The sequence below is a fragment of the Nocardioides sp. J9 genome, assembly GCF_007829375.1.
GTDB lineage: Bacteria > Actinomycetota > Actinomycetes > Propionibacteriales > Nocardioidaceae > Nocardioides.
The window spans coordinates 11,322-36,489 of sequence record NZ_VLJQ01000076.1 but is presented as its reverse complement, the minus strand read 5'-3'; the positions used below and the strand labels follow the sequence as shown (position 1 = coordinate 36,489).

Annotated in this window: 20 protein-coding genes; 4 read left to right on the top strand and 16 right to left on the bottom strand. The window is 72.3% G+C overall.

The genetic code is table 11. The features are described from left to right. Nucleotides 1-35: 35 nt before the first annotated feature. Complete coding sequence (locus tag L615_RS12345; protein WP_145725250.1) at nt 36-1,268, top strand: hypothetical protein; 1,233 nt, start codon at nt 36-38, stop codon at nt 1,266-1,268. A 22-nt stretch (nt 1,269-1,290) separates the two neighbouring features. On the opposite strand, the gene L615_RS12340 is transcribed toward L615_RS12345, so the two are convergent. Then, the gene (locus L615_RS12340; RefSeq protein ID WP_186449847.1) at nt 1,291-2,391 is read right to left on the bottom strand and encodes a family 16 glycosylhydrolase; all 1,101 of its coding nucleotides are present in this window, start codon (nt 2,389-2,391) and stop codon (nt 1,291-1,293) included. Between the two features lie 268 nt (nt 2,392-2,659). On the opposite strand from L615_RS12340, the gene L615_RS12335 reads away from it, so the two are divergent. After that, nucleotides 2,660-3,124: a hypothetical protein gene (locus tag L615_RS12335; protein WP_145725248.1), complete on the top strand. Its 465-nt coding sequence runs from the start codon at nt 2,660-2,662 to the stop codon at nt 3,122-3,124. Between the two features lie 18 nt (nt 3,125-3,142). On the opposite strand, the gene L615_RS23315 is transcribed toward L615_RS12335, so the two are convergent. From L615_RS23315 to L615_RS12275, 13 genes are all read right to left on the bottom strand, one after another. Beyond that, nucleotides 3,143-3,283 carry a hypothetical protein gene (locus L615_RS23315; protein WP_186449846.1) on the bottom strand — a complete coding sequence of 47 codons (141 nt, stop codon included), beginning with the start codon at nt 3,281-3,283 and terminating at the stop codon, nt 3,143-3,145. A gap of 78 nt (nt 3,284-3,361) precedes the next feature. Then, nucleotides 3,362-5,170, bottom strand: coding sequence for a thiamine pyrophosphate-requiring protein (locus L615_RS12330; RefSeq protein WP_145725247.1), 1,809 nt, complete (start codon nt 5,168-5,170; stop codon nt 3,362-3,364). 13 nt (nt 5,171-5,183) lie between these two features. Beyond that, entirely contained in the window at nt 5,184-5,687 is a 504-nt protein-coding gene (locus L615_RS12325) for a pyridoxamine 5'-phosphate oxidase family protein (RefSeq protein WP_051485307.1), read from the bottom strand. Nucleotides 5,688-5,940: 253 nt separating this feature from the next. Continuing rightward, complete coding sequence (gene guaA, locus L615_RS12320) at nt 5,941-7,527, bottom strand: glutamine-hydrolyzing GMP synthase (protein WP_145725246.1); 1,587 nt, start codon at nt 7,525-7,527, stop codon at nt 5,941-5,943. 329 nt (nt 7,528-7,856) lie between these two features. Continuing rightward, complete coding sequence (locus tag L615_RS12315; protein ID WP_028653842.1) at nt 7,857-9,572, bottom strand: GMC oxidoreductase; 1,716 nt, start codon at nt 9,570-9,572, stop codon at nt 7,857-7,859. Nucleotides 9,573-9,575: 3 nt separating this feature from the next. Beyond that, nucleotides 9,576-11,216, bottom strand: coding sequence for a succinic semialdehyde dehydrogenase (locus L615_RS12310; protein WP_145725245.1), 1,641 nt, complete (start codon nt 11,214-11,216; stop codon nt 9,576-9,578). A gap of 281 nt (nt 11,217-11,497) precedes the next feature. After that, complete coding sequence (locus L615_RS12305) at nt 11,498-12,952, bottom strand: aldehyde dehydrogenase (RefSeq protein WP_145725244.1); 1,455 nt, start codon at nt 12,950-12,952, stop codon at nt 11,498-11,500. 25 nt (nt 12,953-12,977) lie between these two features. After that, nucleotides 12,978-14,168 carry a hypothetical protein gene (locus tag L615_RS12300; RefSeq protein ID WP_145725243.1) on the bottom strand — a complete coding sequence of 397 codons (1,191 nt, stop codon included), beginning with the start codon at nt 14,166-14,168 and terminating at the stop codon, nt 12,978-12,980. Beyond that, nucleotides 14,165-15,337 (bottom strand): phosphotransferase family protein, encoded by a 1,173-nt coding sequence (locus L615_RS12295; RefSeq protein WP_261376668.1) that lies wholly within the window; start codon nt 15,335-15,337, stop codon nt 14,165-14,167. Before L615_RS12295 ends, L615_RS12300 begins: the two co-directional genes overlap by 4 nt. A 680-nt stretch (nt 15,338-16,017) precedes the next feature. Then, nucleotides 16,018-17,124 (bottom strand): GuaB3 family IMP dehydrogenase-related protein, encoded by a 1,107-nt coding sequence (locus L615_RS12290; protein WP_145725242.1) that lies wholly within the window; start codon nt 17,122-17,124, stop codon nt 16,018-16,020. A 28-nt stretch (nt 17,125-17,152) separates the two neighbouring features. Beyond that, complete coding sequence (locus L615_RS12285) at nt 17,153-18,139, bottom strand: triacylglycerol lipase (RefSeq protein ID WP_145725241.1); 987 nt, start codon at nt 18,137-18,139, stop codon at nt 17,153-17,155. Nucleotides 18,140-18,185: 46 nt separating this feature from the next. After that, nucleotides 18,186-19,076: an oxygenase MpaB family protein gene (locus L615_RS12280; protein ID WP_145725240.1), complete on the bottom strand. Its 891-nt coding sequence runs from the start codon at nt 19,074-19,076 to the stop codon at nt 18,186-18,188. A gap of 381 nt (nt 19,077-19,457) precedes the next feature. Next, nucleotides 19,458-20,414, bottom strand: a complete 957-nt coding sequence (locus L615_RS12275; RefSeq protein WP_145725239.1) for an oxygenase MpaB family protein — start codon at nt 20,412-20,414, stop codon at nt 19,458-19,460. Between the two features lie 83 nt (nt 20,415-20,497). Here L615_RS12275 and L615_RS12270 point away from each other — a divergent pair, with 83 nt between their 5' ends. After that, the gene (locus tag L615_RS12270; protein ID WP_051485302.1) at nt 20,498-21,067 is read left to right on the top strand and encodes a QsdR family transcriptional regulator; all 570 of its coding nucleotides are present in this window, start codon (nt 20,498-20,500) and stop codon (nt 21,065-21,067) included. Nucleotides 21,068-21,118: 51 nt separating this feature from the next. Here L615_RS12270 and L615_RS12265 read toward each other — a convergent pair whose 3' ends face one another. Further along, nucleotides 21,119-21,544 carry a hypothetical protein gene (locus tag L615_RS12265; protein ID WP_036516309.1) on the bottom strand — a complete coding sequence of 142 codons (426 nt, stop codon included), beginning with the start codon at nt 21,542-21,544 and terminating at the stop codon, nt 21,119-21,121. Nucleotides 21,545-22,298: 754 nt separating this feature from the next. Then, nucleotides 22,299-23,801, bottom strand: a complete 1,503-nt coding sequence (gene guaB / locus L615_RS12260) for an IMP dehydrogenase (protein ID WP_145725238.1) — start codon at nt 23,799-23,801, stop codon at nt 22,299-22,301. A 59-nt stretch (nt 23,802-23,860) separates the two neighbouring features. Between guaB and L615_RS12255 the strand changes: the two genes are divergently transcribed. Continuing rightward, the coding region (locus tag L615_RS12255) for a glucose-6-phosphate dehydrogenase (RefSeq protein ID WP_145725257.1) at nt 23,861-25,168 on the top strand (1,308 nt) is incomplete at its 3' end.

The window sequence follows — 25,168 nt, the reverse complement described above, 5'->3', positions numbered from 1 at the left end:
CAAGGGGCGCCGCGGTCAGGCACAGGGGGGCTCCGGTGGAGGACGAGATCCAGCTCATCAGCGACGGCAGCGGGGTGGCCGTCATCGGCGAGGCCGGCGTCGTGGAGGCGTTCCTCGCCGGGCAGGGGCTCGAGTCGCGGCCCCTCGACCTGCCACGGCTGGGGACGATGCTCAGCACCGGCGGTGCGGTCGCCCAGGCGGGGTCGGAGGTCGCCGCGCAGTCGGGGCGTTGGGTGAAGCTGACGAAGGAGTCGGCCTCGCTGGTCAAGGAGCACGGCCTGCGCGAGAGCAAGAAGTCCGGCTTGAGCACCGGGGTGATCAAGGGGCCGAAGGGCCAGGTCAAGGGCTTCGTCGAGTTCGCCCGCAGCCCCGGCTCCCTGCTCGGCAACCCCGCCGTGCTCGCCGGCGCGGCCGGCATGATGGCCCAGCTCGCCATGCAGCAGACGATGGACGAGATCACCGACTACCTCGACGCCATCGACCGCAAGCTCGACGACGTGCTGCGGGCGCAGACCAACCAGGTGGTCGCGCGGGTCGACGCCGTCGACCTCGCCCTGCGCGAGGCGATGAGCGTGCGGGCCTCCGTCGGCCGGGTCTCGGAGGTGACCTGGTCGAAGGTGCAGGCGACCTCCTCGACGATCCTGGAGACGCAGGCCTACGCCCTGCGCCAGCTCAGCGACCTCACGGACAAGCTCGAACGCACCCGCAGGATCGGCGATCTGGCGAAGGCCGTCACCGAGGCACAGGGCGAGATCGACAAGTGGCTCTCCGTGCTGGCGCGCTGCTTCCAGCTCCACGACGCCGTGGCCGTGCTCGAGCTCGACCGGGTGCTCGACGCGGACCCCGACGAGCTCGACCGGCACCGGCTCGGCCTGCAGGCGGCCCGCCGGGAGCGCCTCGACCTCTTCTCGCGCTGCACCGAGCGTCTGTCCACCCGCCTGGCCGCCGCAGGGCACACGGCCAACGCCCGGGTCCTCCTGCACCCGTCGCGCTCACCGGCCACGATCGAGGCCGGCAGCGAGGTGCGGACCTCGATCCTGCAGTTCCACGACGCGCTCGGCATCGACCGTGAGCCGGAGGCCGTGGAGGCGCGGCGGTGGCGGACCGCCGCCTCCGAGGTCCGGGACCGGGCCGTCGCCGGCGGCGCCGAGGGCCTCGGCTCGGTGCGGCGGGCCGGCGGGGAGACCCTGCAGCGCGCCCGGTCGGCGACCGGCAAGGTCGCGAGCCGGCTCCCCCGAACCCGCAGCGGGACCGACACCGACGAATGATCGCTGCAGCTCACACGCCCGGTCACTGCCACGCCCGCACGTAGTCGACCTCCATCGTCACCGGCAACCTCGCCCCGCCCCGGAAGGCGTTCTCGGCCGTGCCCAGGGCCTGGGTGAACAGCAGGATGTAGGGCTTCTGGAACGCCGCGTCGGCGCTGGTGTTGCGCAGGCAGAGCCGGCCGTCGACGTACACCTCGATCGTGCGGGGCCGCCACACCAGGGTGTAGCGGTGGAACTCGCCGCGCGGCGCGTGGCAGTAGGCGGTGTTCAACCCCGGGACCGGTCCACCGTTGTCGTTGGCGGTGTAGTGCAGGAAGGGGATGGCCAGGTCGGGGTGCACCGAGTAGGTCTCCACGACGTCGATCTCGCCCGCCGCGGGCCACTTCACCGCGGTCGGCACCCGGTCGCCCGGCCACAGCCAGAACGACTCCTGGAAGCCCGGTACGCCGACCACCGGGGACTTCATCCGCGCCTCGAACCGGCCGTACTGCTGGGTGAAGCGGTGGTACGTCGACACCATTCCCGCGACGTACCGCGTGATCGGCGACGGCAGCAGCGCCGTGCACAGCTGGAGGCCGAGGCCCTCCGCCTCGCGCACGCTGAGCCGCAGGCGGCCACCGGAGACCGAGATGACGTCGGGGCTGTCGATGTAGCAGGCGGCACGCAAGGCGTCGCCGGTCGCGAAGTTGGTCTGCGGCTTCCACAGCGTGCGGTCGAGGGTGGTGCCGTCGAAGTTCTCGGCGAGCGTGCAGCGCCACGTCGTCCCGTTGGGCTTGAACGGTCGCACCCCGCAGGCGTCGGACTCCAGCGCGCGGATGGTGCGCGCCGGGCTGCGTGCGTTGCCGCTGGCGACGCGCACCCTCTGCGCGCTGGCCCGCCGCGCGATGGTGAGGGAGAACTTCTTCCGCTTCACCGGCGTGGTCGCGGTGATCCGTAGCCACCGCCCGCTGCGCCGGGCCTCCACCCACACCTTCTTCACGCTGGCGGACGTGGCTCCGGTCAGCCGGACCTTGCCGTGCGCGAGGTACGTCGTCGAGCCGATCCGCACCCGCTGCACCGCCGCCTCCGCCGGCGCGACCAGGTGGGTCGCTGCCGCGAGGAGGGCGAGGAGCACGGCGGCCACGGCACCCCTGCGCGCACACCGTGGCACCGCCGCGGCCCGACTCCGCTCACCGGGTGCCGCCGCCGCGATCGCGTCGGGTGCGCCCATCGCCTCCTCCGTACCCCACGGTCGCACCGGCGATCCGGGGGCGCACCCCGAAAATCGGCTACGTCAGGGGACGGACCAGCCGGAGCGCTGCACGCATCCGATGGTGGCGGCGGGGCGGGTGCGGGGAGACGCTGGCAGTCCGGTCACTGCACCGGCAGCGGCCAGTCCCCGGAGGTCCCCCATGAGGCACATCAGCCTGGCGGTGGCACTCACCGCTGCCGCAGCCACCGCCGCCACGGTCCCGCTCCCCGCAGGAGCCGCGCCAGACACCGAGGTGTTCGTCGTCAGCACGCAGTTCTGGGACGGGCCCAGCCCCGTGGTGGCCGCGACCGGTCCGTTCGCCGGGTGCACCTCGGTGCAGGAGCTCGACGGCGCCCAGGCGATCCAGACCGGACCCAACTCCGTGCTGTTCGTCGGCACCAAGGAGCTCGACTGCGCCGACGGCACGGTGACGATCGCCTACGAGGCGACGATCAACACCCGGTCCGGCCGCAAGACGTTCGGGACGTGGTCGGTCGTCGACTCCACGCTCGACGGCGTGGCGTTCGGCGGCGGGCGCCTGACCGGCGACGCGGCGCGGTGCGAGCTGCTGCCCGGCGCCGAGGGCTGCATCCTCGACACCTTCACCGGGAGCGTCGGCGGCTGACTCGGCGGCTGACGCCCGTCAGGAGGGACGGCGGCCGCGGGTGCGGCTCTTCAGCTTCTCCGACGCCGCTTTGATCTTCGCCTGGTTCTCGGGCTTGCGCGCCTCGGTGACGAGCTTCTTCGCGATGCCGACTGCAGCCACGGTCCGGAGGATCTTCATGTCGACGTGGTACCCGCGCCGTGCGGGGTGCAGCCCCGTCCATGTCGGGCGGCCCCCGCGCTGGCACTGCCGACCGGGTCAGCCGTCGCCGAGGTCGGCCTCCTGTCGGGCCTGCTGCTCGAGGAACGCCAGGGCGTGCTCGCCGTCGGCCCCCTCCGCCCGCAGTCCCTTGCGGAAGTCGTCGAGCTTCTGCTCCCCGGCCGGGAACGGCGGCAGCAGGGGCGTGTCGGGGTCGACCACGGCCTCGATCACGAACGGCCGGTCGGCCGCCAGCGCCTCGCGCCACGCGTCGTCGAGGTCGGCGGGATCGTCGACGCGCCGGCTGCGCAGACCCAGCAGCTCGGCGTACCCGGCGTGGTCGAATTCGGGCAGGGCCTGGCTGTCGTCGAAGCGGGGCTCGCCCTCCATCTCCCGCTGCTCCCAGGTCACCTCCGCGAGGTCGCGGTTCTTGAGCACGAGGAGGGCAAAGCGCGGGTCCGGCCAGTCGCGCCACAGCCGGGCCAGCGTGACCAGCTCGCTGTTGCCCACCATCTGCATCGCGCCGTCGCCGGACATCGCCACCACGGGCCGGTCCGGGTGGGCCAGCTTCGCGGCGATGCCGTACGGCACGCTCGACCCCATCGTCGCCAGCGTCGAGGACAGGTGGGCGGGGACACCGGGCGGCAGCTGGAGGTGCCGGGCGTACCAATAGGTCACCGACCCGACGTCGATCGCGACCTGCGCGTCGTCGGGGAGGTGGGCGTTGGCCGAGCGGACGGCAAGCTCGGGGTTGAGCGGCCGGGCTGGCAGCGCCGCGCGGTCGGCCGCGAGCTGCCGCGAGCGACGTACGGCGTCCTCGACCTCGGCCTGCCACGCCGACCCGGACCGGTCCGGGAGAAGCGGCAGCAGGGCGGCGAGCGTCTCGGCCGCGTCACCGGTAAGGCCGACCTCGACGGGGTACCGGTTGCCGAGGTGCCGGCCGTCGATGTCGACCTGCACGGCGCGCGCCTGACCCGGTGCGGGGTAGTACTCGGTCCAGGGGTCGTTGCTGCCCACCACGAGCAAGGTGTCGCAGCGCGCCATCAGCCAGCCCGACGCGTGCGTGCCGAGGTGTCCCATGACGCCGCAGCTCGTCGGCAGCGACTCGTCCCACCAGGGCTTGCCGAGCAGGCTCGTCGTGACACCGGCGCCGRGCCTCTCCGCGACGGCCCGGACCTGCTCGCCGGCGTCCCGGGCGCCCTGGCCGACGAGCAGCGCGACCCGCTCCCCCGACGCCAGCACCTCGGCGGCCAGGGCCAGGTCCTCTTCCATGGGTACGACGCGGGGTCGGCGCCACCCCACCGCGCTCGGCATCCGGCCGTGCTCGTGGGCGTCCTCGTCGGGCGCAGGCAGGCCCTGCACGTCGTGGGGCACGACCACGACACACGGCGACCGGGTCGCGAGGGCGGTGCGGAACGCACGGTCGACGACCATCGCGGCCTGCTCCGGTGCCTGGACCGACTGGACGAATTGCGCAGCGACGTCCTTGAACAGGGCAGGCAGGTCGATCTCCTGCTGGTACTCCGAGCCGAGGACGCTGCGCTGCTGCTGGCCGACGATCGCGACCACCGGCACATGGTCCAGCTTCGCGTCGTACAGGCCGTTGAGCAGGTGGACCGCCCCCGGCCCTTGGGTGCTGGTGACGACGCCGACCTCACCCGTGTACTTCGCGTGGCCCACGGCCATCAGCGCGGCGGCCTCCTCGTGGCGCGCCTGGACGAAGACCGGGTCCCCGGCGCGGCGCAGTGCCCCCATGACGGTGTTGATGCCGTCACCGGAGTAGCCGAACAGCCGGTGCACGCCCCAGGCGCGCAGCCGCTCCACCAGGAGGTCCGCGACCGTCCTGGCCTGGTCGGCCGCCTCCGTCACCGGTCCGCGCCCCTCAGAGGTCGACCGTGCCGTGGTCGGCGTCGAAGGTGTCGCCGGTCAGCTTGGCCTTGGCGAAGCTGACCAGGGAAGCGACCTTGCCGCCGGGGGTGTCCCAGTACTCCGCCTCGTCGAGGTCGACGCGGAGCAGCACCGCGTTCGGGTCCTCCGGTCCCTCGGGCATCCACGCCTCGGCGAAGGTGTTCCACAGCTCCTCGAGCTTCGCCTGGTCGTCGACCACGGTGGCGCGGCCGTTGAGGGCCACCCACGAGTCGCGGGAGGAGAAGGTGAGGGTCACCCGGGGCTCGCTGGCCAGGTCGCGGACGTGCCGGGTGTCGCGCGCGGTGATGAACCACATCTCGGCGCTCGGCTCGACCTCCTGGCGGGCCATCGGGATGCTGCGCGGCCCGTCGGGGCCGTAGGTCGTGAGCATGCCGATGGGCAGGTCCTCGAGCAGCTCGACCAGCGTGCGCTGGCCGGACTCGCTGGTGGTGCCGGTGGTCGTGGCGTCGGTGGGCACAGGGCCTCCTCGGGGTCGAGCGCGTCGTCGTACGGTCCGCCGCGAGGTACCCCGAGAGCACTCACCAATACGACGCCCCGGATGGCTGAAGCGTCAGTTGGGGCAGGTCGAGTGGTCAGTTCCGGCGGGTCGAAGCGTCAGTTCTGGCGGGTCGGAGCGTCACTTTCGGCGCAGGGTCGGCGAACTGACCACTCAACCCGCGCGAAGTGACCACTCAACCCGCCGAAAGTGACCACTCAACCCCCAGCGAGGGTCACTCCCACTCGATGGTGCCCGGCGGCTTCGAGGTGATGTCGACGGTGACCCGGTTGACCTCGCGGACCTCGTTGGTGATCCGGGTGGAGATCTTCTCCAGGACGTCGTAGGGCAGGCGGGCCCAGTCGGCGGTCATCGCGTCCTCGGAGGTGACCGGGCGCAGCACGACCGGGTGGCCGTAGGTGCGGCCGTCGCCCTGGACGCCGACCGAGCGGACGTCGGCGAGCAGCACCACCGGGAACTGCCAGATGTCGCGGTCCAGGCCGGCCTTCGTCAGCTCCTCGCGGGCGATCGCGTCCGCCTCGCGCAGGATGTCGAGCCGCTCGCGGGTCACTTCGCCGATGATCCGGATGCCGAGGCCGGGACCGGGGAAGGGGTGGCGCCACACGATCTCGGGCGGCAGGCCGAGCTGCTCGCCGACGAGGCGGACCTCGTCCTTGAACAGGGTGCGCAGCGGCTCGACCAGCTCGAACTCGAGGTCCTCCGGCAGGCCGCCCACGTTGTGGTGCGACTTGATGTTGTGCGTGCCCGATCCCCCGCCGGACTCGACGACGTCGGGGTAGAGCGTGCCCTGGACGAGGAAGCCGACCTTGGTGCCCTCCGGGGCGTCCTTGATGATGTCGATCTCGGCGGCCTCGAAGGTGCGGATGAACTCGCGGCCGATGATCTTGCGCTTGGTCTCCGGGTCGGAGACGCCGGCGAGCGCGTCGAGGAACTGCTTCTCGGCGTCGACGACCACCAGCTTCGCGCCGGTCGAGGCCACGAAGTCGCGCTCGATCTGCTCGGTCTCGCCCTTGCGCATGAGGCCGTGGTCGACGTACACGCAGGTGAGGCGGTCGCCGATGGCCTTCTGCACGATCGCCGCGGCGACGGCGGAGTCGACGCCGCCGGACAGCCCGCAGATGGCGCGGCCGTCGGGGCCGATCTGCTCGCGGATGCGCTCGATCTGCTCCTCGGCGATGTTGCCGATGGTCCAGGTCTGGCGGCAGCCGGCGATGTCCCACAGGAAGTGCTCCAGCACGCGCTGGCCGTGCTCGGAGTGGAGCACCTCGGGGTGCCACTGCACGCCTGCGTACCCGCGCTCGACGTGCTCGAAGGCGGCGACCGGGGTGGACTCGGTGGAGGCGAGCACCTCGAAGCCGGCGGGCGCGGCGGTGACGGAGTCGCCGTGCGACATCCACACGTTGTGCTCGAGCGGGATGCCGTTGAGCAGCCGGCCGGGGTGGCTGACCTTGACCTTGGTGCGGCCGTACTCGCGGGCGCCGGTCGCGGACACGGTGCCGCCGAGGCCCTGGGCCATCAGCTGGAAGCCGTAGCACATGCCGAACACGGCGGTGTCGGCGTCGAAGAGCGTGTTGTCGAGGCCGGGGGCGCCCGGGGCGTAGACCGAGGACGGACCGCCGGACAGGATGATCGCCTTCGGGTTGCGGGCGAGCATCTCCTCGACCGGCATCGTGTGCGGCACGATCTCGGAGTAGACCCGCGCCTCGCGCACCCGGCGGGCGATCAGCTGGGCGTACTGCGCCCCGAAGTCCACCACCAGGACCAGGTCGTGCTCGGACTGGGTCTGCGCCGCCTCCGTCATGCCCGAATCGTATCGAGGTGCGACTCCCCCGCCGAACCCGCGTGGCCGGCACGGATCCGCTCCGAAAAAGGCACCAGGGCCCGGCCGGGGAGGGAGGGTGGCCGGGCCCTGATTGTCCACGCAGCTGATGGACAGTGCCTGGACCGAGCCCGGGCTTCGGGAGGGAGCGTGATTCCCGGGCTCGCTGGGTTCAACGAGACCGCGATGGGTGGGTTACGCGAGTTGGTCACAAGTTGGGAAAAGTTCTGGGACGGCCCCGGAACCCCCGATCAGGGGCTCTGGAGCCGTCCCAGCGGACTCACGCGTACTCACGCGTCCCGGTGGTCGACTCAGCTCACGCCGACGATGGGCAGCCGCAGGGCCGCCGGCGCGTCTGCGGGTACGACGGGCGCCTTCGGCGCCACCGGCTGGATGCGCTGGTAGGCCGCTCCGAGCTCGGGGCGCGGGTCGTCCTCGCCCTTGTTGGGCCAGTAGGCCATCGCCCGCTCCGCCTGTGCGGTGATCGTCAGCGACGGGTTGACGCCGAGGTTGGCCGAGATGGTCGAGCCGTCGACGACGTGCAGGCCCGGGTGGCCGAAGACGCGCTGGTAGGCGTCGACGACGCCGGTCTCCGGGCTGTCGCCGATCGTGCAGCCGCCGATGAAGTGCGCGGTCAGCGGCCGGTTGAACGGCTCACCGATGGTGCCGCCGGCCGTGCCGCCACCCATCACCCGCGCCATCCGGCGCACCGCGTCGTTGGCGGCCGGGATCCAGGTCGGGTTCGGCTGGCCGTGGCCCTGCTTCGAGGACAGCACCCACTTGCCGGCGATGCGCCTGGGGAACGTGGTGATCGAGTTGTCCACCGACTGCATGACCAGCGCGATCACGACGCGCTCGGACCAGTGCTTGACGTCGTACAGGTCGCGGACCCGCCGGCGCTCCTTCCACATCTCCTTGAGCCACACCTTCCAGCGCGGGTCCGGGCCGTCGCCGTCGGTGAGCACGGTCTGCATCAGCGACATGGCGTTGCTGCCCTTGCCGTAGCGCACCGGCTCGATGTGGGTGTGCTCGTCGGGGTGCCACGACGACGTGATCGCGACGCCCTCGGTGAAGTCGACGTCGGCACCCTCGGGCGCGATGGCACCGAGGATCGACTCCGAGTTGGTGCGGGTCAGGTGGCCGAGGCGGTCCGAGACGCCCGGCAGGTCGCCGGTGGCCTTGAGCCGGTGCAGCAGCTTCTGCGTGCCCAGCGCCGCGGCGGAGAAGACCACCTGCTCGGCGGTGAACGTCTTGACCGCCGTACGACGCGACACCTTCGCCTTCGTCCAGCGGGTGTCGACGCGGTAGCCGCCGCCGGCCATCGGGCGGACCCGGGTGACCGTGGTGAGCGGATGGACCTCGGCGCCGTTCTGCTCGGCGAGGTACAGGTAGTTCTTGACCAGCGTGTTCTTGGCGTTGTGCCGGCAGCCGGTCATGCACTCACCGCAGTCGAGGCAGGCGTTGCGCCGCGGGCCGGCGCCGCCGAAGTACGGGTCCTCGGCCTCCTCGCCCGGCGCCTGGTTCGGCCCGCCGAAGAACACGCCGACCGGGGTGGCGTGGAAGGTGTCGCCCACGCCCATCTCGTCGGCGACCTTCTTCATGACCTCGTCGGACGGCGTCATCCGGGGGTACTGCACCACGCCGAGCATCCGCTTGGCCTGGTCGTAGTAGGGCGCGAGCTCGGACTTCCAGTCGGTGATGTGCGACCAGGAGGGGTCCTTGTAGAACGGCTCGAGGGGCTCGTAGAGCGTGTTGGCGTAGACCAGCGACCCGCCGCCGACGCCCGCGCCGGCGAGGATCAGGCAGTCCTTGACCATGTCGATGCGCTGGATGCCGTAGCAGCCCGCGGCCGGGGCGTAGAGGTACTTCTTGAGGTCCCAGGAGCTGTCGGCGAAGTCCTCGTCGGTGAACCGGGCACCGGCCTCGAGGACGCCGACCTTGTAGCCCTTCTCGGTGAGCCGCAGCGCGGTGACCGAGCCGCCGAAGCCCGAGCCGATGACCAGGACGTCGTAGTCGAAGTCAGTCATGCCTCACGCCCGTCCGAGCTTGTTCATGACGCGCAGCGAGGCGGTCATGACCTTCGCGTAGGTCTCGTCGGACATCCCGAGCATCGGGGCCAGGCGCATCAGCCGCTGCACGGCGACGGACTGGGACTCGGTGTAGCGGTGGATGCCCTCGCTGCCCTGGCGGCGACCCATGCCGGACTCGCGCATGCCGCCCATCGGGGCGCCGATGCTGGCGAAGGTCGCGCCGAACGCCTCGTTGACGTTGACCGTGCCGCACTTGACCTGCCGCGCGATCCGGCGCCCGCGCTCGGTGTCGCGGGTGTAGATCGACCCGTTGAGGCCGTACTCCCCGTCGTTGGCGCGCGCGATCGCGTCGGCCTCGTCGTGGAAGCGGTAGATCGACACGACGGGGCCGAAGGTCTCGTTGCCGAAGCAGGTCATCTCCGGAGTGACGCCCTCCAGGATGGTCGGCTCGTAGAAGTACGGCGCCAGGTCGGGCCGCGCCTTGCCGCCGGCGAGGACGCGGGCACCCTTGGCGACGGCGTCGTCGACGTGGGCAGAGACGGTCTCGAGCTGGTCGGCCGAGATGAGCGTGCCCATGTCGGCGTCCCAGTTGAGCCCGGTGCCCAGGCTCAGCGCCTTGGTGCGCGCGACGAAGCGCTCCACGAACCGGTCGTAGATGGCGTCGGCGACGAACATCCGCTCGGTCGAGACGCACAGCTGGCCGGCGTTGGAGAACGACGCCCGCACCGCACCCTCGGCGGCGCGCTCGATGTCGGCGTCGCGCAGCACCAGGATGGGGTTCTTGCCGCCGAGCTCGAGCGAGCAGCCGATGAGCCGCTCGGCCGCCTGCCGGGCGATGATCTTGCCGGTCGCGGTGGAGCCGGTGAAGCAGATGTAGTCGGCGCGCTCGATGATCGGCGTACCCAGCACCCGGCCGGGGCCGGCGACGACCTGCCACAGCTCACGCGGGAAGCCGGCCTCCTCGAGCATCTCGGCGGCGATCAGCGCCGACAGCATGGTCTGCGCGTCGGGCTTGATGACGACGGCGTTGCCGGCCAGCAGCGCGGGCAGCCCGTCGCACAGTGCCATCGTGAAGGGGTAGTTCCACGGCGTGATGATGCCGACGACGCCCTTCGGCACCCGGTTGACCTCGACCTTCGTCAGGCCCGGGACGACGCCCGCCTTGCGCTCGGGGTCGAGGTGCTCGTGCGCCGTACGGGCGTAGTAGCGGGCCGTGAGCGCGATGTGCAGCGGCTCGTCGAACGCATGCTTGCGGGCCTTGCCGGACTCGAGCTGGATCAGGTCCATGATCTCGGCCTGCCGGTCCAGCACGATGTCGTGCAGCCGGTGCAGGATCCGCGCCCGCTCGTCGATCGACACCCGGGCCCACGCCGCCTGCGCGACCCGCGCCCGGCGGAACGCCTCGGCCACGTCGGCCTCGCTGGACTGCGGGATGTTGGCGAGCGGCGCACCGTTGATCGGCGAGAACACCTGGACGGTGGTGCCGGTCGTCGAGACGACCCGGTCGGTCAGCCGGGCGACGTGCTCCGGCTCGAGGGCGTACGACGCGCGCGGGTCGTGCTCGGGGTCGTGCGGACCGTCGATCGAGGGGCCACCCGGTCCCTCGGAGGAGCTGCCGGGACCGGAGAGTGCTTCGCTCATGGCCCCGAGCGTAGGTGACCGCCGTCACCGAATCTACTGGTCGGTAGCAGATGTGCTGCTTTACACATGCGGTTTCGGTGTCAAGCAGCGGTCGGGCGGTCCCTCTGGGGCTGGTGGGGCTGGTGGGGCGGGAGTGGTTCGGGGCTGGTTCGCACGCGAGCCGCGGTTTCACCACCTAGGTGGTGAAACTACGCAACTGGGCACACAAAACTTGCCGATCCGGCCCTGATTTCGTGCGCCAGGTCGGGGTTTCACCACCTGGGGGGTGAAACCCCACCCCCTCACATCTCCGGCGCCGACAGGTACACCGACTTCAGCTCGGTGTACTGCGCCAGCCCCTCCGGGCCGAACTCACGGCCCACGCCGGACGCCTTGAAGCCGCCGAAGGGGGCGGCGAAGTCCATCGTGTAGGTGTTCACGCCGTAGGTGCCGGTGCGCACGTCGCGGGCGACCTCGAGGCCGGCGTCGGGGTCGGAGGTCCACACGGTGCCGGCGAGGCCGTACTCGGAGTCGTTGGCGATCCGGATCGCGTCGGCGACGTCGTCGTAGGCGATGACGGACAGGACGGGGCCGAAGATCTCCTCCTGCGCGATCCGCATCCGGTTGTCGACGCCGGCGAAGACGGTAGGGCGGACGTACCAGCCGGTGTCGAGGCCGTCGGGGCGGCCGAGGCCGCCGGTGAGCAGCTGGGCGCCCTCCTCCTGGCCGAGCGCGATGTACTTCTCGACGCGCTCCTGCTGGCGCTGGGCGACCATCGGGCCGATCTCGGTCGTGGGGTCGAGCGGGTCGCCGACCTTCATGCCGCCGATGGCGGTGGCGAGGGCGGCGGCGAAGGAGTCGTGGCGCTCGCGGGAGACGAGGACGCGGGTCTGGGCGACGCAGGCCTGGCCGGAGTTCATCACGCCGAGGAACTTCAGGCCCTCGATCGCGGCGGCCTCGTCGGCGTCGTCGAGGATGATCGCGGCGGACTTGCCGCCGAGCTCGAGGGAGACGCGCTTGAGCTGCTCGCCGCAGATCGAGCCGATCCGTCGGCCGGCGGCGGTGGAGCCGGTGAAGGCGACCTTGTCGACGCCGGGGTGGCGCACGAGGTGCTCACCGACCTCGCGGCCGCCGGGGACGATCGACACCACGCCCTCGGGCACGCCGGCCTCGACGAGCAGGTCGGCGAGCAGGAAGGCGTCGAGCGGGGTCTCCGGCGCGGGCTTCACCACGACGGTGCAGCCGGTCAGCAGCGCGGGGACGAGCTTGGACAGGATCGTGAACTGCGGGACGTTCCACGGCGGAATGGCGGCCACGACGCCGACGGGTTCGTGGCGGACCATGACGTCGGCACCGAGCGCGCCGGGCCGGGTCGACTCCCAGGGGAACTCCCGGGCGATGCCGAGGAACGCCTCGATCTGCATCCACGGCGCCGGCGCCTGGGCGAGGTTGCTGAACGAGATCGGCGAGCCCATCTCGGTGGAGATGACCGTCGCCATCTCCTCCAGCCGCGCGGCGTAGAGGTGGGAGAGGTTCTGCACCACGTCGATCCGCTCGGCCGGGCTCATCCGCGGCCACGGGCCCTCGTCGAAGGCCGCGCGGGCCGCGGCGACCGCGGCGTCGATGTCCGCCGTCGAGCCCTCCGGGACGCGGGCGACGACCTCCTCGGAGTGCGGGGAGACCACCTCCAGCACGGCGTCGGTGGCGGGCGCGGACCAGGTGCCGCCGATGAAGAGGGCGTCGCGGTCGAGGGTCATGGAGGAGCCTTTCTGGTGGTGCAGGTCAGGGGGCGAGGGTGAACCAGTCGGCGAAGCCGCTGGGGTCGTGGCGCCCGAGCGCCCCGTGCTCGAAGAGGCCCCAGCCCTCGGAGCCGTCGGGTACGCCGGCGCCGGGGCCGTGCACGGTGGCGCGGCCGACGTGGTCGATGACCCCGAACATGACGCGACCGGCGACGGCCGGGTCGTCCATGTCGTAGGTGAGGCGCTCGGTGAACCCGGCGCCCTTCCAGGTGCCGTGGGTCCAGTCCGGGTCGCCGCCGTACCCGCCGCCGACGTGGATCGGGACGGGCAGCAGGGAGGTGACCTCGAGGACGAGCTCCTTGCCGTCCGGGGTCGTGCACACGATGGTGGCGCCGGTCGGCACGCGCGTGCCGGAGGTGTAGCGGACCTCGACACGCGGCCAGCCGAGCTGCTCGACGCGGCCGTCCTTCCACACGCGGGTGCAGTCGTTGAGGGTGCGGTAGCCGTCGGGCGTCTCCTGGATGATCAGCACGACGCAGAAGTCGTCGAAGCGCATCGGGACGTAGAGCCACCACATGCCCTCGAAGGGCGGGTCCGCGGGCTTGCCGGGCGGCACCGCCTCGCCGACCGGGCGGATCCCCCACGAGCGGTCGCGGGTGCCGACCCAGCGGTCGGGCGTCACCGCGACGTCGGTGCCGTCGACGCTGATCACGCCCTCCCAGGTGCCGACCTGGGCGAAGCGCTGCGCGTCGAGGGTGGTGCCGCTCCCCTGCCGCATCACGTGCGACAGCTCCTGGACCACGTCGAAGGAGCCCTCCCAGTGCAGGTCGAGGCTGACCCCCTCGGTCTCCTCCAGCACCACGCGCAGCCGGCGCAGCGGCTCGGCGACCTCGATGCGGTAGCTCCCGACCTGCTGGGCCATCCGGTCGGCGCCGCGCGGGTCGGCCGCGTCGCCGAGGTGCACGGCGGTCTGCACCGCCTTCCCGTCGACGGTGCGGCGGAGCAGGACGAAGGCGTCCTTGGTGCCGAGGTTCGGGTAGAAGCCGAGCCCGGTGATCAGGAAGATCTCTCCGGTGCGGTCGTGGGCGTTGAGGTAGCAGCGGTCGTAGAAGTTGCGGTCACTGCTGCCGGCCCACGCGACGGGGCGCGGGAGCTGATGGATGGGGAACTCGTCGAGGGGCCCGAGGCCGACGTACTCCCCGTGCAGGCCGTGGCCGGCCCCGGCGGCGCTCATGCGCCGACCTGGTCGAGGAGGCGCTCGAGGAGTGGCCGGTGGTGGAAGACGGCCTCGGGGTCCTCGGGCCGCTCGATCTCGCCGAAGTGGATCTGCCGGGCGCTGGTGCGAAGGAAGACGCAGCCCCAGCTCACGGCGGCGTGCACGACGCACCAGGTGAGGTCACCGACCTGGTGTCCGCTGAGCTCCTCGTACGTCGCCACGACGTCCTCGGGCCTGAGGAAGTCCGGCATGCCGGGCAGGCCGAGCATGGTCGCGATCTCCTGGAACACCTGGTGGGCGAAGACCATCCAGGCCAGGTCCAGCTCGCGCGGGCCGAGGGTCGCCATCTCCCAGTCGAGGACCGCGACGGGCTCGAAGTCGCGGTACATCATGTTGCCGATCCGGGCGTCGCCCCAGACCAGCACCGGCTCGCCCTCGTCGGCGGGCAGGTTGGCCTCGAGCCACGCCAGGCCGCGCTCGACCAGCGGCGACCGGGGACTCGCCTCGCGGGTGGTGATGGCGTAGTCGTACCAGGCCCGGGTCTTCGCGAGGTTGCGCGCCAGCGGCGTCGCGCCGTCGTGGCCGGTCACGGCCGGGTCGAGGAAGGCGAAGGTGGACGCGGCGTCCGGGATGCCGTGCAGCCGGGCGAGCACCTCCACGCTGCTGCGCTGCAGCCGGGCCTGCTCCTCGGGCGCGGCGTCGTAGAGCCAGTTGTCGCCGAAGGGGTACGGCAGCACGTCCGGCGGCACCGCCCCGTCGAGGCGCTCCATGAAGAAGAACGGCGTGCCCAGCACGTCGCCGGTGGGCTCGTTGAGGCCGACCGGCGGGACCGGTACGCCGGCCAGCTCGCCGGCGAGGCGCATGGCGTCGTACTGGTCGGTGAGGCGGTACTCCGGGAACACCGGGAGGTCACCGGGCGCTGGGGCGACCCGGGCGACGTACTCCTGCGTCCTGCGCTGCCCGTCCACCGTGCTGGTGACGTCGAGCAGGACGGTCTCGCTCGACATGCCGTTGGCCTGCAGCCCGTCGTGCACGGTGACCTCGGGGTCCGCGCCGGGCGGCAGCACGGAGGCGAGCCATGCGGTCAGCCGCGCGCGCACCTCCCCGGCGTCACGGCTCGACCGCTGCAGGGTCATGTCGGCGGGCGGGGCCGCCGGTGTGGGGGGAACGGGCTGGGTGTCGGTCACGGCGTCCTCCTGAGGGGGACACCAGCCTGTTGAAACGTGTTCTAGTTGTCAACGGGTTCGCCGACAATGTCCGCTGCGCCTGGCTGCACCCGCCACAGCCCGCCATCGAGGCCCGGAGGTTTCGAGGCTCGGCCGCGGGCGGCCTCGCACCTCAACCACAGGGAGCAACGCTCGGACCACCTGCGCCGTCTTGCCGCCAGGCGGAGGCTGGACCTATGCAGGAAACGACTACCAGCGCGCGGTGATGCTGCAGCGACTGCGGCGCGGCAGCGCGACGCCACCCTACGACCTGCGCCGCGCACCGAGCGGTGCCGGCAGCGCGACGCCAGCCGCCGCTGGTTGAGGTGCGAGGCGCCCCGGCGCCGAGCCTCGAAACCAGCGGCACCCGCTCTACGGACCCGGCCGGGCACAGCCCGTCAGATCGGCCCCCGGAGGTTCGAGGCTCCTCGCTAGCGCTCGTCGCACCTCAACCACCGGGAGCAACGCTCGGACCACCTACGCCGGGCGTTGCCGCCAGGCGGAGGCCGGACCTACGCAAGCCAACTGCGGCGCGGCAGCGTGGCGCCCGCGCCGGAGGCGCGTCGAGGGCAAGTGCAGGCCGAGCTTGCGAGTGCCTGCGCGCAGCGCTCGACAGGCGACGCGCTCGCGCAATCAGGCGGAGCGAGGCCGCGCTCGCGCCATCAGCTCGAGACGACCTCGACCCGCTGGAACTCCTTGAGCTCGGTGTAGCCGGTGGTGGCCATCGAGCGCTTGAGGGCGCCGACGAGGTTCATGGTGCCGTCGGCGACGCGGGAGGGGCCGAAGAGGATCTCCTCGATGGTGCCGACCTGGTCGAACTGGACCCGCTGGCCGCGGGGCAGGTCGGAGTGGTGGGCCTCGGCGCCCCAGTGGAAGCCGCGGCCGGGCGCGTCGGTGGCGCGGGCGAAGGGCGAGCCGACCATGACGGCGTCGGCGCCGCAGGCGATCGCCTTGGCGAGGTCGCCGGAGGTGCCGATCGAGCCGTCGGCGATGACGTGGACGTAGCGGCCACCGGACTCGTCGAGGTAGTCGCGGCGGGCCGCGGCGACGTCGGCCACGGCGCTGGCCATGGGGACGGCGATGCCCAGCACGGTGCGGGTGGTGTGCGCGGCGCCGCCACCGAAGCCGACGAGGACGCCGGCCGCACCGGTGCGCATCAGGTGCAGGGCGGCCTGGTGGGTCGCGCAGCCCCCGACGATGACGGGGACGTCGAGCTCGTAGATGAACTCCTTGAGGTTCAGCGGCTCGGCCTGGCTGGAGACGTGCTCGGCGGAGACGGTGGTGCCCCGGATGACGAAGAGGTCGACGCCGGCGTCGGTGACGGTCTTCGCGAACTCCTTGGTGCGCTGCGGCGAGAGCGAGCCGGCTACGGTGACGCCGGCCTCACGGACCTCGCGCAGGCGCTCGGTGATGAGCTCGGCCTTGATCGGCTCCTCGTACATCGCCTGCAGGCGGCGGGTGGCCTCGACACCCTGGAGCTGGGCGACCTCCTCGAGCAGCGGCTCGGGGTCGTCGTACCGGGTCCACAGGCCCTCGAGGTTGAGCACGCCGAGGCCGCCGAACTTGCCGAACGCGACGGCGGTGCGCGGCGACATCACCGAGTCCATCGGCGCGGCGAGGATCGGCAGGGAGAAGCGGTAGGCGTCGATCTGCCAGTCGACGCTGACCTCCTCGGGGTCGCGCGTGCGCCGAGAGGGCACGATGGCGATGTCGTCGAAGGAGTAGGCGCGGCGTGCCCGCTTGGCTCGGCCGATCTCGATGTCGCTCACCTGACGAGGATATCGGCCGGGAGGCCCTTCACCCGAGTCCGCCGCCCGAGCCCCAGTACGGGAGCACCGGGATGCAGGGCACCGGAGTGGCGTCGCGGGGCGCGAGCGCGTTGACGACGAAGCGCCAGGTGCGCTCGCTGAAGCCGATCGAGAGGTGGTCGGAACGGTCCTTCGCACAGCTGTCCTGGAGCACGATGTTGTCGACGTTGCCGGTGCCGTCGTCCTCGAGGAGCTGGTTCGTCCACGGCGTCGCGATCTCGTCGTGCTTCGTGATGATCGTCGTGTAGTGCGGGCCGGGGCGGGTGTCGCCGTCGGCGTAGACCTCCTCGGCCAGCTCGGTGCCGGCGACCTGCTGGCCGAAGGCAGGCAGCAGGGCGAGCAGGATCGGGTACATCAGCGGTGCGAGGGTGGTGGGCCGCAGCAGGCCGCTGCCGTCGGTGCCGTGGTTGCCGGGGGCGATGGCGACGAAGCGGTCGACCTTGTCGGCACCGCCGAGGAAGTTGATGTAGTAGTGCGGCGTCATCCCGCCGCCCTGCGACCAGCCGACGAGATCCACCTTCGCGACGCCGGTCCGCGCCCGCACCTCCTCGACGAAGTCGCGCAGCTCGACGGCCGACTTCCTGATGTCGCCGATGGCCTGGACGGGGAACTGCGGGAGCGGGGTGATGTTGCCGTAGGTGAAGTGGAAGACGCAGAAGCCGTTGTTGCGCAGGTACGGCGACCCGGCGCCCCACTCCCAGCCGGATCCGGTGGTGAAGTTGACCAGCACCACCGGGCGCGGGCGGTCGGGGGTGAGCCGGCAGGTCGGGTCGTTGGACCCGGCCGGGCTCCAGCCGGGCACGAGGGCGCGGGACAGTCCGCCCTGCAGCACGGTGGACACGTTCCACGTCACCGGCAGTGGCTTCGGCGGCGGGTCGGCCTGGGCCGGTGCGGCCGCCACGCCGGCGGCCAGGACGAGCGGGAGCAGCAGCGCGAGGGTGCGCAGGACCAGGCGGGCCGGGGCGGTGCGGGGCATGGGCGGTGCCGTTCTGTGCGGAGGGAGCAGTGCGCGGGTCGGTGGGTCAGTGGCCGACGGCGCCGTGGACGGCGTCGACGAGGTCGTGCTGCATGGCGTTCTCGGCCTTGAGGCGGGCGAGCTCGCGGTCGCGGTCGGCGTAGCCGCGGGCCGTGGCCCGTTCGCGGCCGAGGATGCGGAGCCGGGCCTGGTCGAGCAGGAAGAGGCCGGGGCGCGCGGCGCGGATGACGTGCTTGGCCGGGCCGTCGGGGATCGCGAGCGCGTCGGACGCCTCGTCACCGAGGAAGACCCGGGAGGCGCCGTACAGCAGCCAGGTGGCGGCCGGTCGGGTCACGGCCTGCGGCCCGGGCACCAGCCCGGCCAGCTGCGGCGCGAGGTAGCCCTCGGTCAGCGCGCGGACGAAGTCGCGGCTGTAGTCATCGGGGCCGGGCGAGGTGAGCCGGTAGAGGTCCTCGATCGCGACGTGCCCGGACTCGTCCGCGGGGTTGAGGGCCGGGTCGACACCGATGACGTGCCCGACGTAGCGCCACAGGTGGTAGATGTCGGCGAGCTCGTCGTCGCGCAGGCGGACACCCAGGCGGGCCATCGCGTCGAGGGAGATGTGGCCGAACTCGGCGAGCGTGAACGCCATGTAGGGCTGCGGGATCGGCACGCCGAGCGCGGAGTCGTCCCACTCCGCGTGCTCGCGGACGTGGCGGCGGACGTGGGCGTGGATCAGGCGTACCCGGAGGGTGCGGGCGAAGCCGGGCCCGTCGACGGCCATGCCTCCGGGGCGCACGACCTCGGAGAGCCACTCCCCTACCTCGATCGAGCGGACGGCGGGCTGGKGGCCGTAGCGGCCGGTGAGGAGCAGCGGCCTCGCGGCGACCCAGTTGTCGGCGCCACGGAGCAGCGACGCGGCGCCCAGGACCAGGCCCCACTGCGCGCTGTAGCGCACGAGCGCGTCCGCGGCGCGGTCGAGGCGGTCGCGCTCGAGCCGAGCGCGGCCGCCCGCGGCGGCAGGTCGGCGCGTCCGACGGCGCTGCGNGCGCTGTAGCGCACGAGCGCGTCCGCGGCGCGGTCGCGGCGGTGGCGTCCGCGAGGAGCGCGGCCGCCCGCGGCGGCAGGTCGGCGCGTCCGACGGCGCTGCGTGGGTCGTCGCCGAGCGCGCGTCGTACGGCCTTCACCTCGGCGCCGCCGGCCGCCACCACGGCGTCGGCGAGCGGGTCGGCCTGCCACATGCCGGCGAGCCAGGCCGCGCCGAGCTCGCCGTGCCGCTCGAGGGCGAGGTCGGTGTTCGGCAGCAGGGTGGGCGGCGCGGGGACCGCCGACCGCGCACTCATGCCGCCCTTCCGGCGAGGACGCGGCCGACCGCGCGGGTGACGGCGTCGGGCTCGCGTCCTTCGATCCGGGCGACCGCGGTCCGGTACGGCGGCAGCTCGCCGAGCGGGCCCGGGAGCAGGCGGTGCGCGAGCCTGAGCAGGCGCAGGACGCGGCGGTACCGGCGGCGGGTGCGGGCGTTGAGCGGCGGCAGGTCGAGCACGGTGCGGGCGGCGTCGGGGAGCACCACGCTGTTGAACGCCAGCAGGTGGGCGCGGGCCGGCGCCGGGATCGAGCGGCGCAGGAAGGCCATGATCCGACGGGCGTCGTCGGAGTCGGAGAGCACGCCGTCGGGGCCGTTGCGCACATAGGCGTCCCACGCGTCGTGGTCGGCGGGCAGCAGGTCGCGCGGCAGCCCGAAGCAGTCGGCCAGCCGGCAGGTCTCCTGGTAGAAGCGCTCCTTGTCCTCCGCCGGCATGGGGCCGGTCACGGCCTGCCAGGTCTGCAGGCGCACCCACCACATCGTGGCGTGGACCCAGAGCAGGACGTTGCCCTCGTTGGCTGCGTAGCCCGCGCCCTCGCGGTAGACGCCCTCGTCGGCGCGGGCCTGCCCGCGGACCTTCTCATGCCTCGCGAAGAGGGCGCGGCTCGTGCGCACCACCGCGTCGCGGTCGCCGAAGACCAGCGTCGTGATCATGGAGTAGGTCTGGTGCGCCCGGGCGTGGGGGTCGGTGAACAGCCGGGAGTGGTCCGCGATCCCGTTGGCGATCACCGGGTGGGCGACGTCCATGAGCGCCGCCTGGGTGATGCCGAGGACGTAGACCAGCGTCGAGCGGTTCACCCGCCACATCAGCGAGTCGGGGCCGAAGAGGCCTGCGACCGGGTCCGCGGTGCGGCGCAGCTCCTCGACGGAGGCGCGAAGGTCGTCGCGCGTGACCGGGCGGAGCGAGCCGGCCCGCGCGGAGGGAGCAGCCATGGCGACACGGTAGGGCTGCCGGTGCTGACGCGCAACATTCTCCAGAATGTTGCAGAGCCGGCGTCCGCCGTACACTCGCGGCCGTGCCCTCCTCCGCCACCACCCGCGACAAGGCGCTCGCGGAGGCGCGGGCGATGTTCGCCCGCGGCGAGCGGGTGGAGATGGGTGCGCTCGCCGATCGCCTCGGGGTGAACCGGGTGACCCTCTTCCGGTGGGTCGGCAACCGCGAGGCGCTGCTGGCCGAGCTGCTCTGGGAGCGACTGGAGCGCGGCCTGCGCCGGGCCGACGAGCGGGCCCGGCGGTCTGGCAAGCAGGGCACGGAGCGGCTGGCCGCCGTGCTGCTGGACGTGTTCGCCGCTGCCGGCACCGGGTCGGTGGAGCGCGACTTCGCCGAGCGTGAGTCTGCGCTGGCGATGCGCGTGATGACCTCGGGGCCGGTGCACGAGCGGCTGATCGACTGGTTCGCCGCGGCGATCGACGAGGAGGTCGCGGCCGGGCGCCTCGCCCCGATCCATCCCACCCGCCAGGTCGCCGACATCGTCATCAAGTCAGGCGAGGCGGTCTTCTGGTTCGGCATGGCCAGCGGCCGCGGCGTGGACCGCGAGAACGTCGAGGTGATCCTCAGCGCCCTCTGCCCGCCGACCGGCAGGTAGCCGACCGACGGGTCAGGGACGAGTCAGGGACGGCCAGGACAGTCGGGTTCGTCAGCCGTCGGCGCGGTGCTGGGCGCGGTGGCTGGTCGGCTGGTCGGCGGCGTTCGGGTCGCGCAGCCGGTCCGCCGGTGCGTTCGGGTCCAGCTCGTCGGCCTTGCGCAGGCGCTCGTCGTGCTCGTGCCGCTCGTGCTCGAAGCGCTCCCGCTTCTCGCGGGCCTCGGCCTCCAGCCGGTCGGCCTCGGCCCGAGCCTGCTCCGACTCGGCCTCGAGCTGACGCGCCTCCGCGTCGTGCTGGCGCAGCTTGTTCTCGCGCCTGGCCGCCTCTGCCCGCAGCTCCTGGGCGTGGGCCACGTTGCGCTCGCGCTTCTTGCGCGCCGCTGCCGCCGCCACGATGCCGATCACCAGCAGCGCCGCCAGCACGTAGACGATGATCCATCCGGGATCGGTCGCTTCACCAAACCACTCGTCGAGATCCATGTCGGTTCCCCCCGTCCGCGGTACCTCGTTGTCCCACGAGCGGTACCGCGAGGGCCCCGGGTCATACGCCTGCCGCAGCCGCCGCCCGCCACAACCCGCACCACCAGGAAGCGCACTTCGCGCAACGAACCTTCACACCTCGCGCCACCAGGAAGCGCACTTCGCGCAGCCAACCCTCACACCTCGCGCCACCAGGAAGCGCACTTCGCGCAACCAAAACTCACACCTCGTCGAGGTACGGGCCGCCCCAGCGCCGAGTCCACTGCCGGTGGTTGAGGTGCGAGGCGCCCCAGCGCCGAGCCTCGAAACCAGCGGCCCGGAACACCCGGCTGTGCCCGCCACAGCCCGCCACGCAGGCCCGGAGGTTTCGAGGCTCGGCCGCGGGCGGCCTCGCACCTCAACCACCGGGAGTCAGGCTAGGAGCACGTGCGCACGTCTTGCCGCCAGGCCAGGGCAAGACCTACGGAGGACAACCGCGGTCGGCAGCGTGGCGCCCGCGCGCAGCGCGTCGGCGGCAAGTGTNCCACCGGGAGCAACGCTCGGACCACCTGCGCACGTCTTGCCGCCAGGCCAGGGCAAGACCTACGGAGGACAACCGCGGTCGGCAGCGTGGCGCCCGCGCGCAGCGCGTCGGCGGCAAGTGTCGGGCCGAACGGGCCGCGCGCCTGCCCTCGGGCTGGCCAGACCTACAACAGTCGGCGCGCGGACCGGAAGGCTCGGCGCGCAGCCGCCGACAGGCGACACGCTCGACCCATCAAGCCCGGTGGTAGTTCGGGGCCTCGACGGTCATCTCGATGTCGTGCGGGTGGCTCTCCTTGAGCGAGGCGGAGGTGATCCGGATGAACCGGCCCTTCTCCTGCAGCTCGGGGATGGTCCGGGCGCCGACGTAGAACATCGACTGCGAGAGGCCGCCGAGGAGCTGGTGGGCGACGCCGGCGAGGGGGCCCTTGTAGGCGACGCGGCCCTCGATGCCCTCGGGGACGATCTTGTCGTCGCTGCTGACCTCGGCCTGGAAGTAGCGGTCCTTGGAGTAGGACTTCTTGCCGCGCGAGGACATCGCGCCGAGCGAACCCATGCCGCGGTAGGACTTGTACTGCTTGCCCTGGTGGAAGACGACCTCGCCGGGCGACTCCTCGCAGCCGGCGAGCATGGAGCCGATCATGACGGACTCGGCGCCGGCGACGATGGCCTTGGCGATGTCGCCGGACTGCTGGAGGCCGCCGTCGGCGATGACCGGGATGCCGGCGGGCCTCGCGGCGAGCGCGGCCTCGTAGACCGCGGTGACCTGCGGGACGCCGCAGCCGGTGACGACCCGGGTGGTGCAGATGGAGCCGGGGCCGAAGCCGACCTTGACGGCGTCGGCGCCGGCATCGACGAACGCCTGGGCGCCCTCGCGGGTGGCGACGTTGCCGCCGATGACCTGGACGTGTCTGGTGGCCGGATCGCTCTTGAGGCGGCGGACCATGTCGAGCAGCAGGGTGACGTGGCCGTGGGCGGTGTCGGCGACGAGGACGTCGACGCCGGCCTCGATCAGGGCGGTGGCGCGCTCCCAGGCGTCGCCGAAGTAGCCGATCGCGGCGCCGACCATGAGCCGGCCGTCGGCGTCCTTGGAGGCGAGGGGAAACTGCTCGGACTTCACGAAGTCCTTGACGGTGATGAGGCCGCCGAGGCGGCCGTCGTCGTCGACGAGGGGCAGCCGCTCGCGCTTGTGCTTGCGCAGCAGCGCGGTCGCCTCGTCGCGGCTGATGCCGACGTGGCCGGTGACCAGCGGCATCGGGGTCATCACCTCGTCGACCTTGGTGGTGGCCCACTCCGCGACGGGGGTGAACCGCAGGTCGCGGTTGGTGCAGATGCCGAGCAGGCGGTTCTCGCTGTCGACGACGGGCAGGCCGGAGACGCGGTACTCGCCGCAGATCCGGTCGAGCTCCTCGAGGGTCGCGTCGGGGCCGATGGTGACCGGGTTGGAGATGATCCCGGTCTGGGTCCGCTTGACGAGGTCGACCTGGTAGGCCTGCTCCTCGGCCGACAGGTTGCGGTGCAGGATGCCGATCCCGCCCTGGCGCGCCATCGCGATGGCCATCCGCGACTCGGTCACGGTGTCCATCGCGGCGCTGATCAGCGGCGCCTTGAGCGAGATCTCGCGGGTCAGCCGCGAGGTGGTGTCGATGTCGTCCGGCGCCAGGTCGGAATGACCCGGGAGCAGGAGGACGTCGTCGTAGGTGAGACCAAGGGCTGCGAACTTGTCCGGGACCTCCACCACACCATCGTAGTGCGTCGCCGGTGGCGCCCCCTTGACGGGGCCGGGAGGCTGGACCCGTGACCACGGACCTTCCTCCGCACGTGCTCGTCCTCTTCGGGGCGACCGGCGACCTGGCTGCCCGCAAGCTCTTCCCCGGCCTCTACCGCCTGGCGGCGGCCGGCCGGCTGCCCGAGCACTTCTCGGTGATCGGCAGCGGCCGCCGCTCCCCCGGCTCCGACGACGACTTCCGCGCGAAGGTGCGCGAGGCACTGGCAAGGTTCGTCGGCGAGGTCGACGAGGAGGTCGCCGGTCGCCTGCTGGAGCGGGTCACGTTCGTGCCGTCGTCGGCGGACGACGGGTCGGCGCTCTCCCAGGCGGTGCGTGACGCCGAGGACGCGTTGCTGGACGAGTGCGGCTGCCTGCTGGGCGACGTGCGGCGGCTGCTCTACCTGTCGGTGCCGCCGAGCGCGGTCAAGCCGATGGTCGGCATGCTCGACCGGGAGGACCTGGTCGCCCGCGCCCGGCTGGTGGCCGAGAAGCCGTTCGGCACCGACCTCGCGAGTGCCCGCGAGCTGCACGCGGTGCTGTGCTCGGCCTTCGACGAGGACCAGATCTTCCGCATCGACCACTTCCTCGGCAAGGAAGCGGTGCAGAACATCCTGGCGTTGCGCTTCGCCAACGGGCTCTTCGAGCCGGCGTGGAACCGGCACTCCATCGAGTCGGTGCAGATCGACGTGCCGGAGAAGCTGACCGTCGAGGGGCGCGGCTCGTTCTACGAGGGCACCGGCTGCCTGCGCGACATGGTCACCACCCACCTGACCCAGCTGCTGGGGTTCGTGGCGCTGGAGGACCCGCACGCGTTCCGGGCGTCCGCGATCCGCGCCGCGAAGGCGGCGACCTTCTCCGCCGTACGACCGGTCGACCCCGAGCGCGTGGTCTTCGGGCAGTACGCCGGCTACCGCGACGAGGACGACGTCGCGGACGACTCGACGGTGGAGACCCTCGTCGCGGCGGAGGTGTGGATCGACAACGACCGCTGGCGCGACGTGCCGTTCTACCTGCGCACCGGGAAGGCGATGGCGGAGGGCCGTCGCACGATCACCGTGCGCTTCCGCGACCCGCGCCACCGCTGGCTCAAGCCGGCCAGCGGGGTGCTCGAACCGAACGAGCTGGTCATCGAGCTCGCCGACCAGCCGCGGATCGCGATCGACGTGCGCACCAAGCAGCCCGGTCCGGACATGGCCCTGATCGAGGGGGTGTTCCGCCTGGACCTGGGCGAGACCGCGCCCGGCGCCGACCCGCTGGAGGCCTACGAGCGGCTGCTGCTCGAGGTGATGCGCGGCGACCGCACCCTCTTCATCAGCTCCGACGAGGTCGACCGGCTG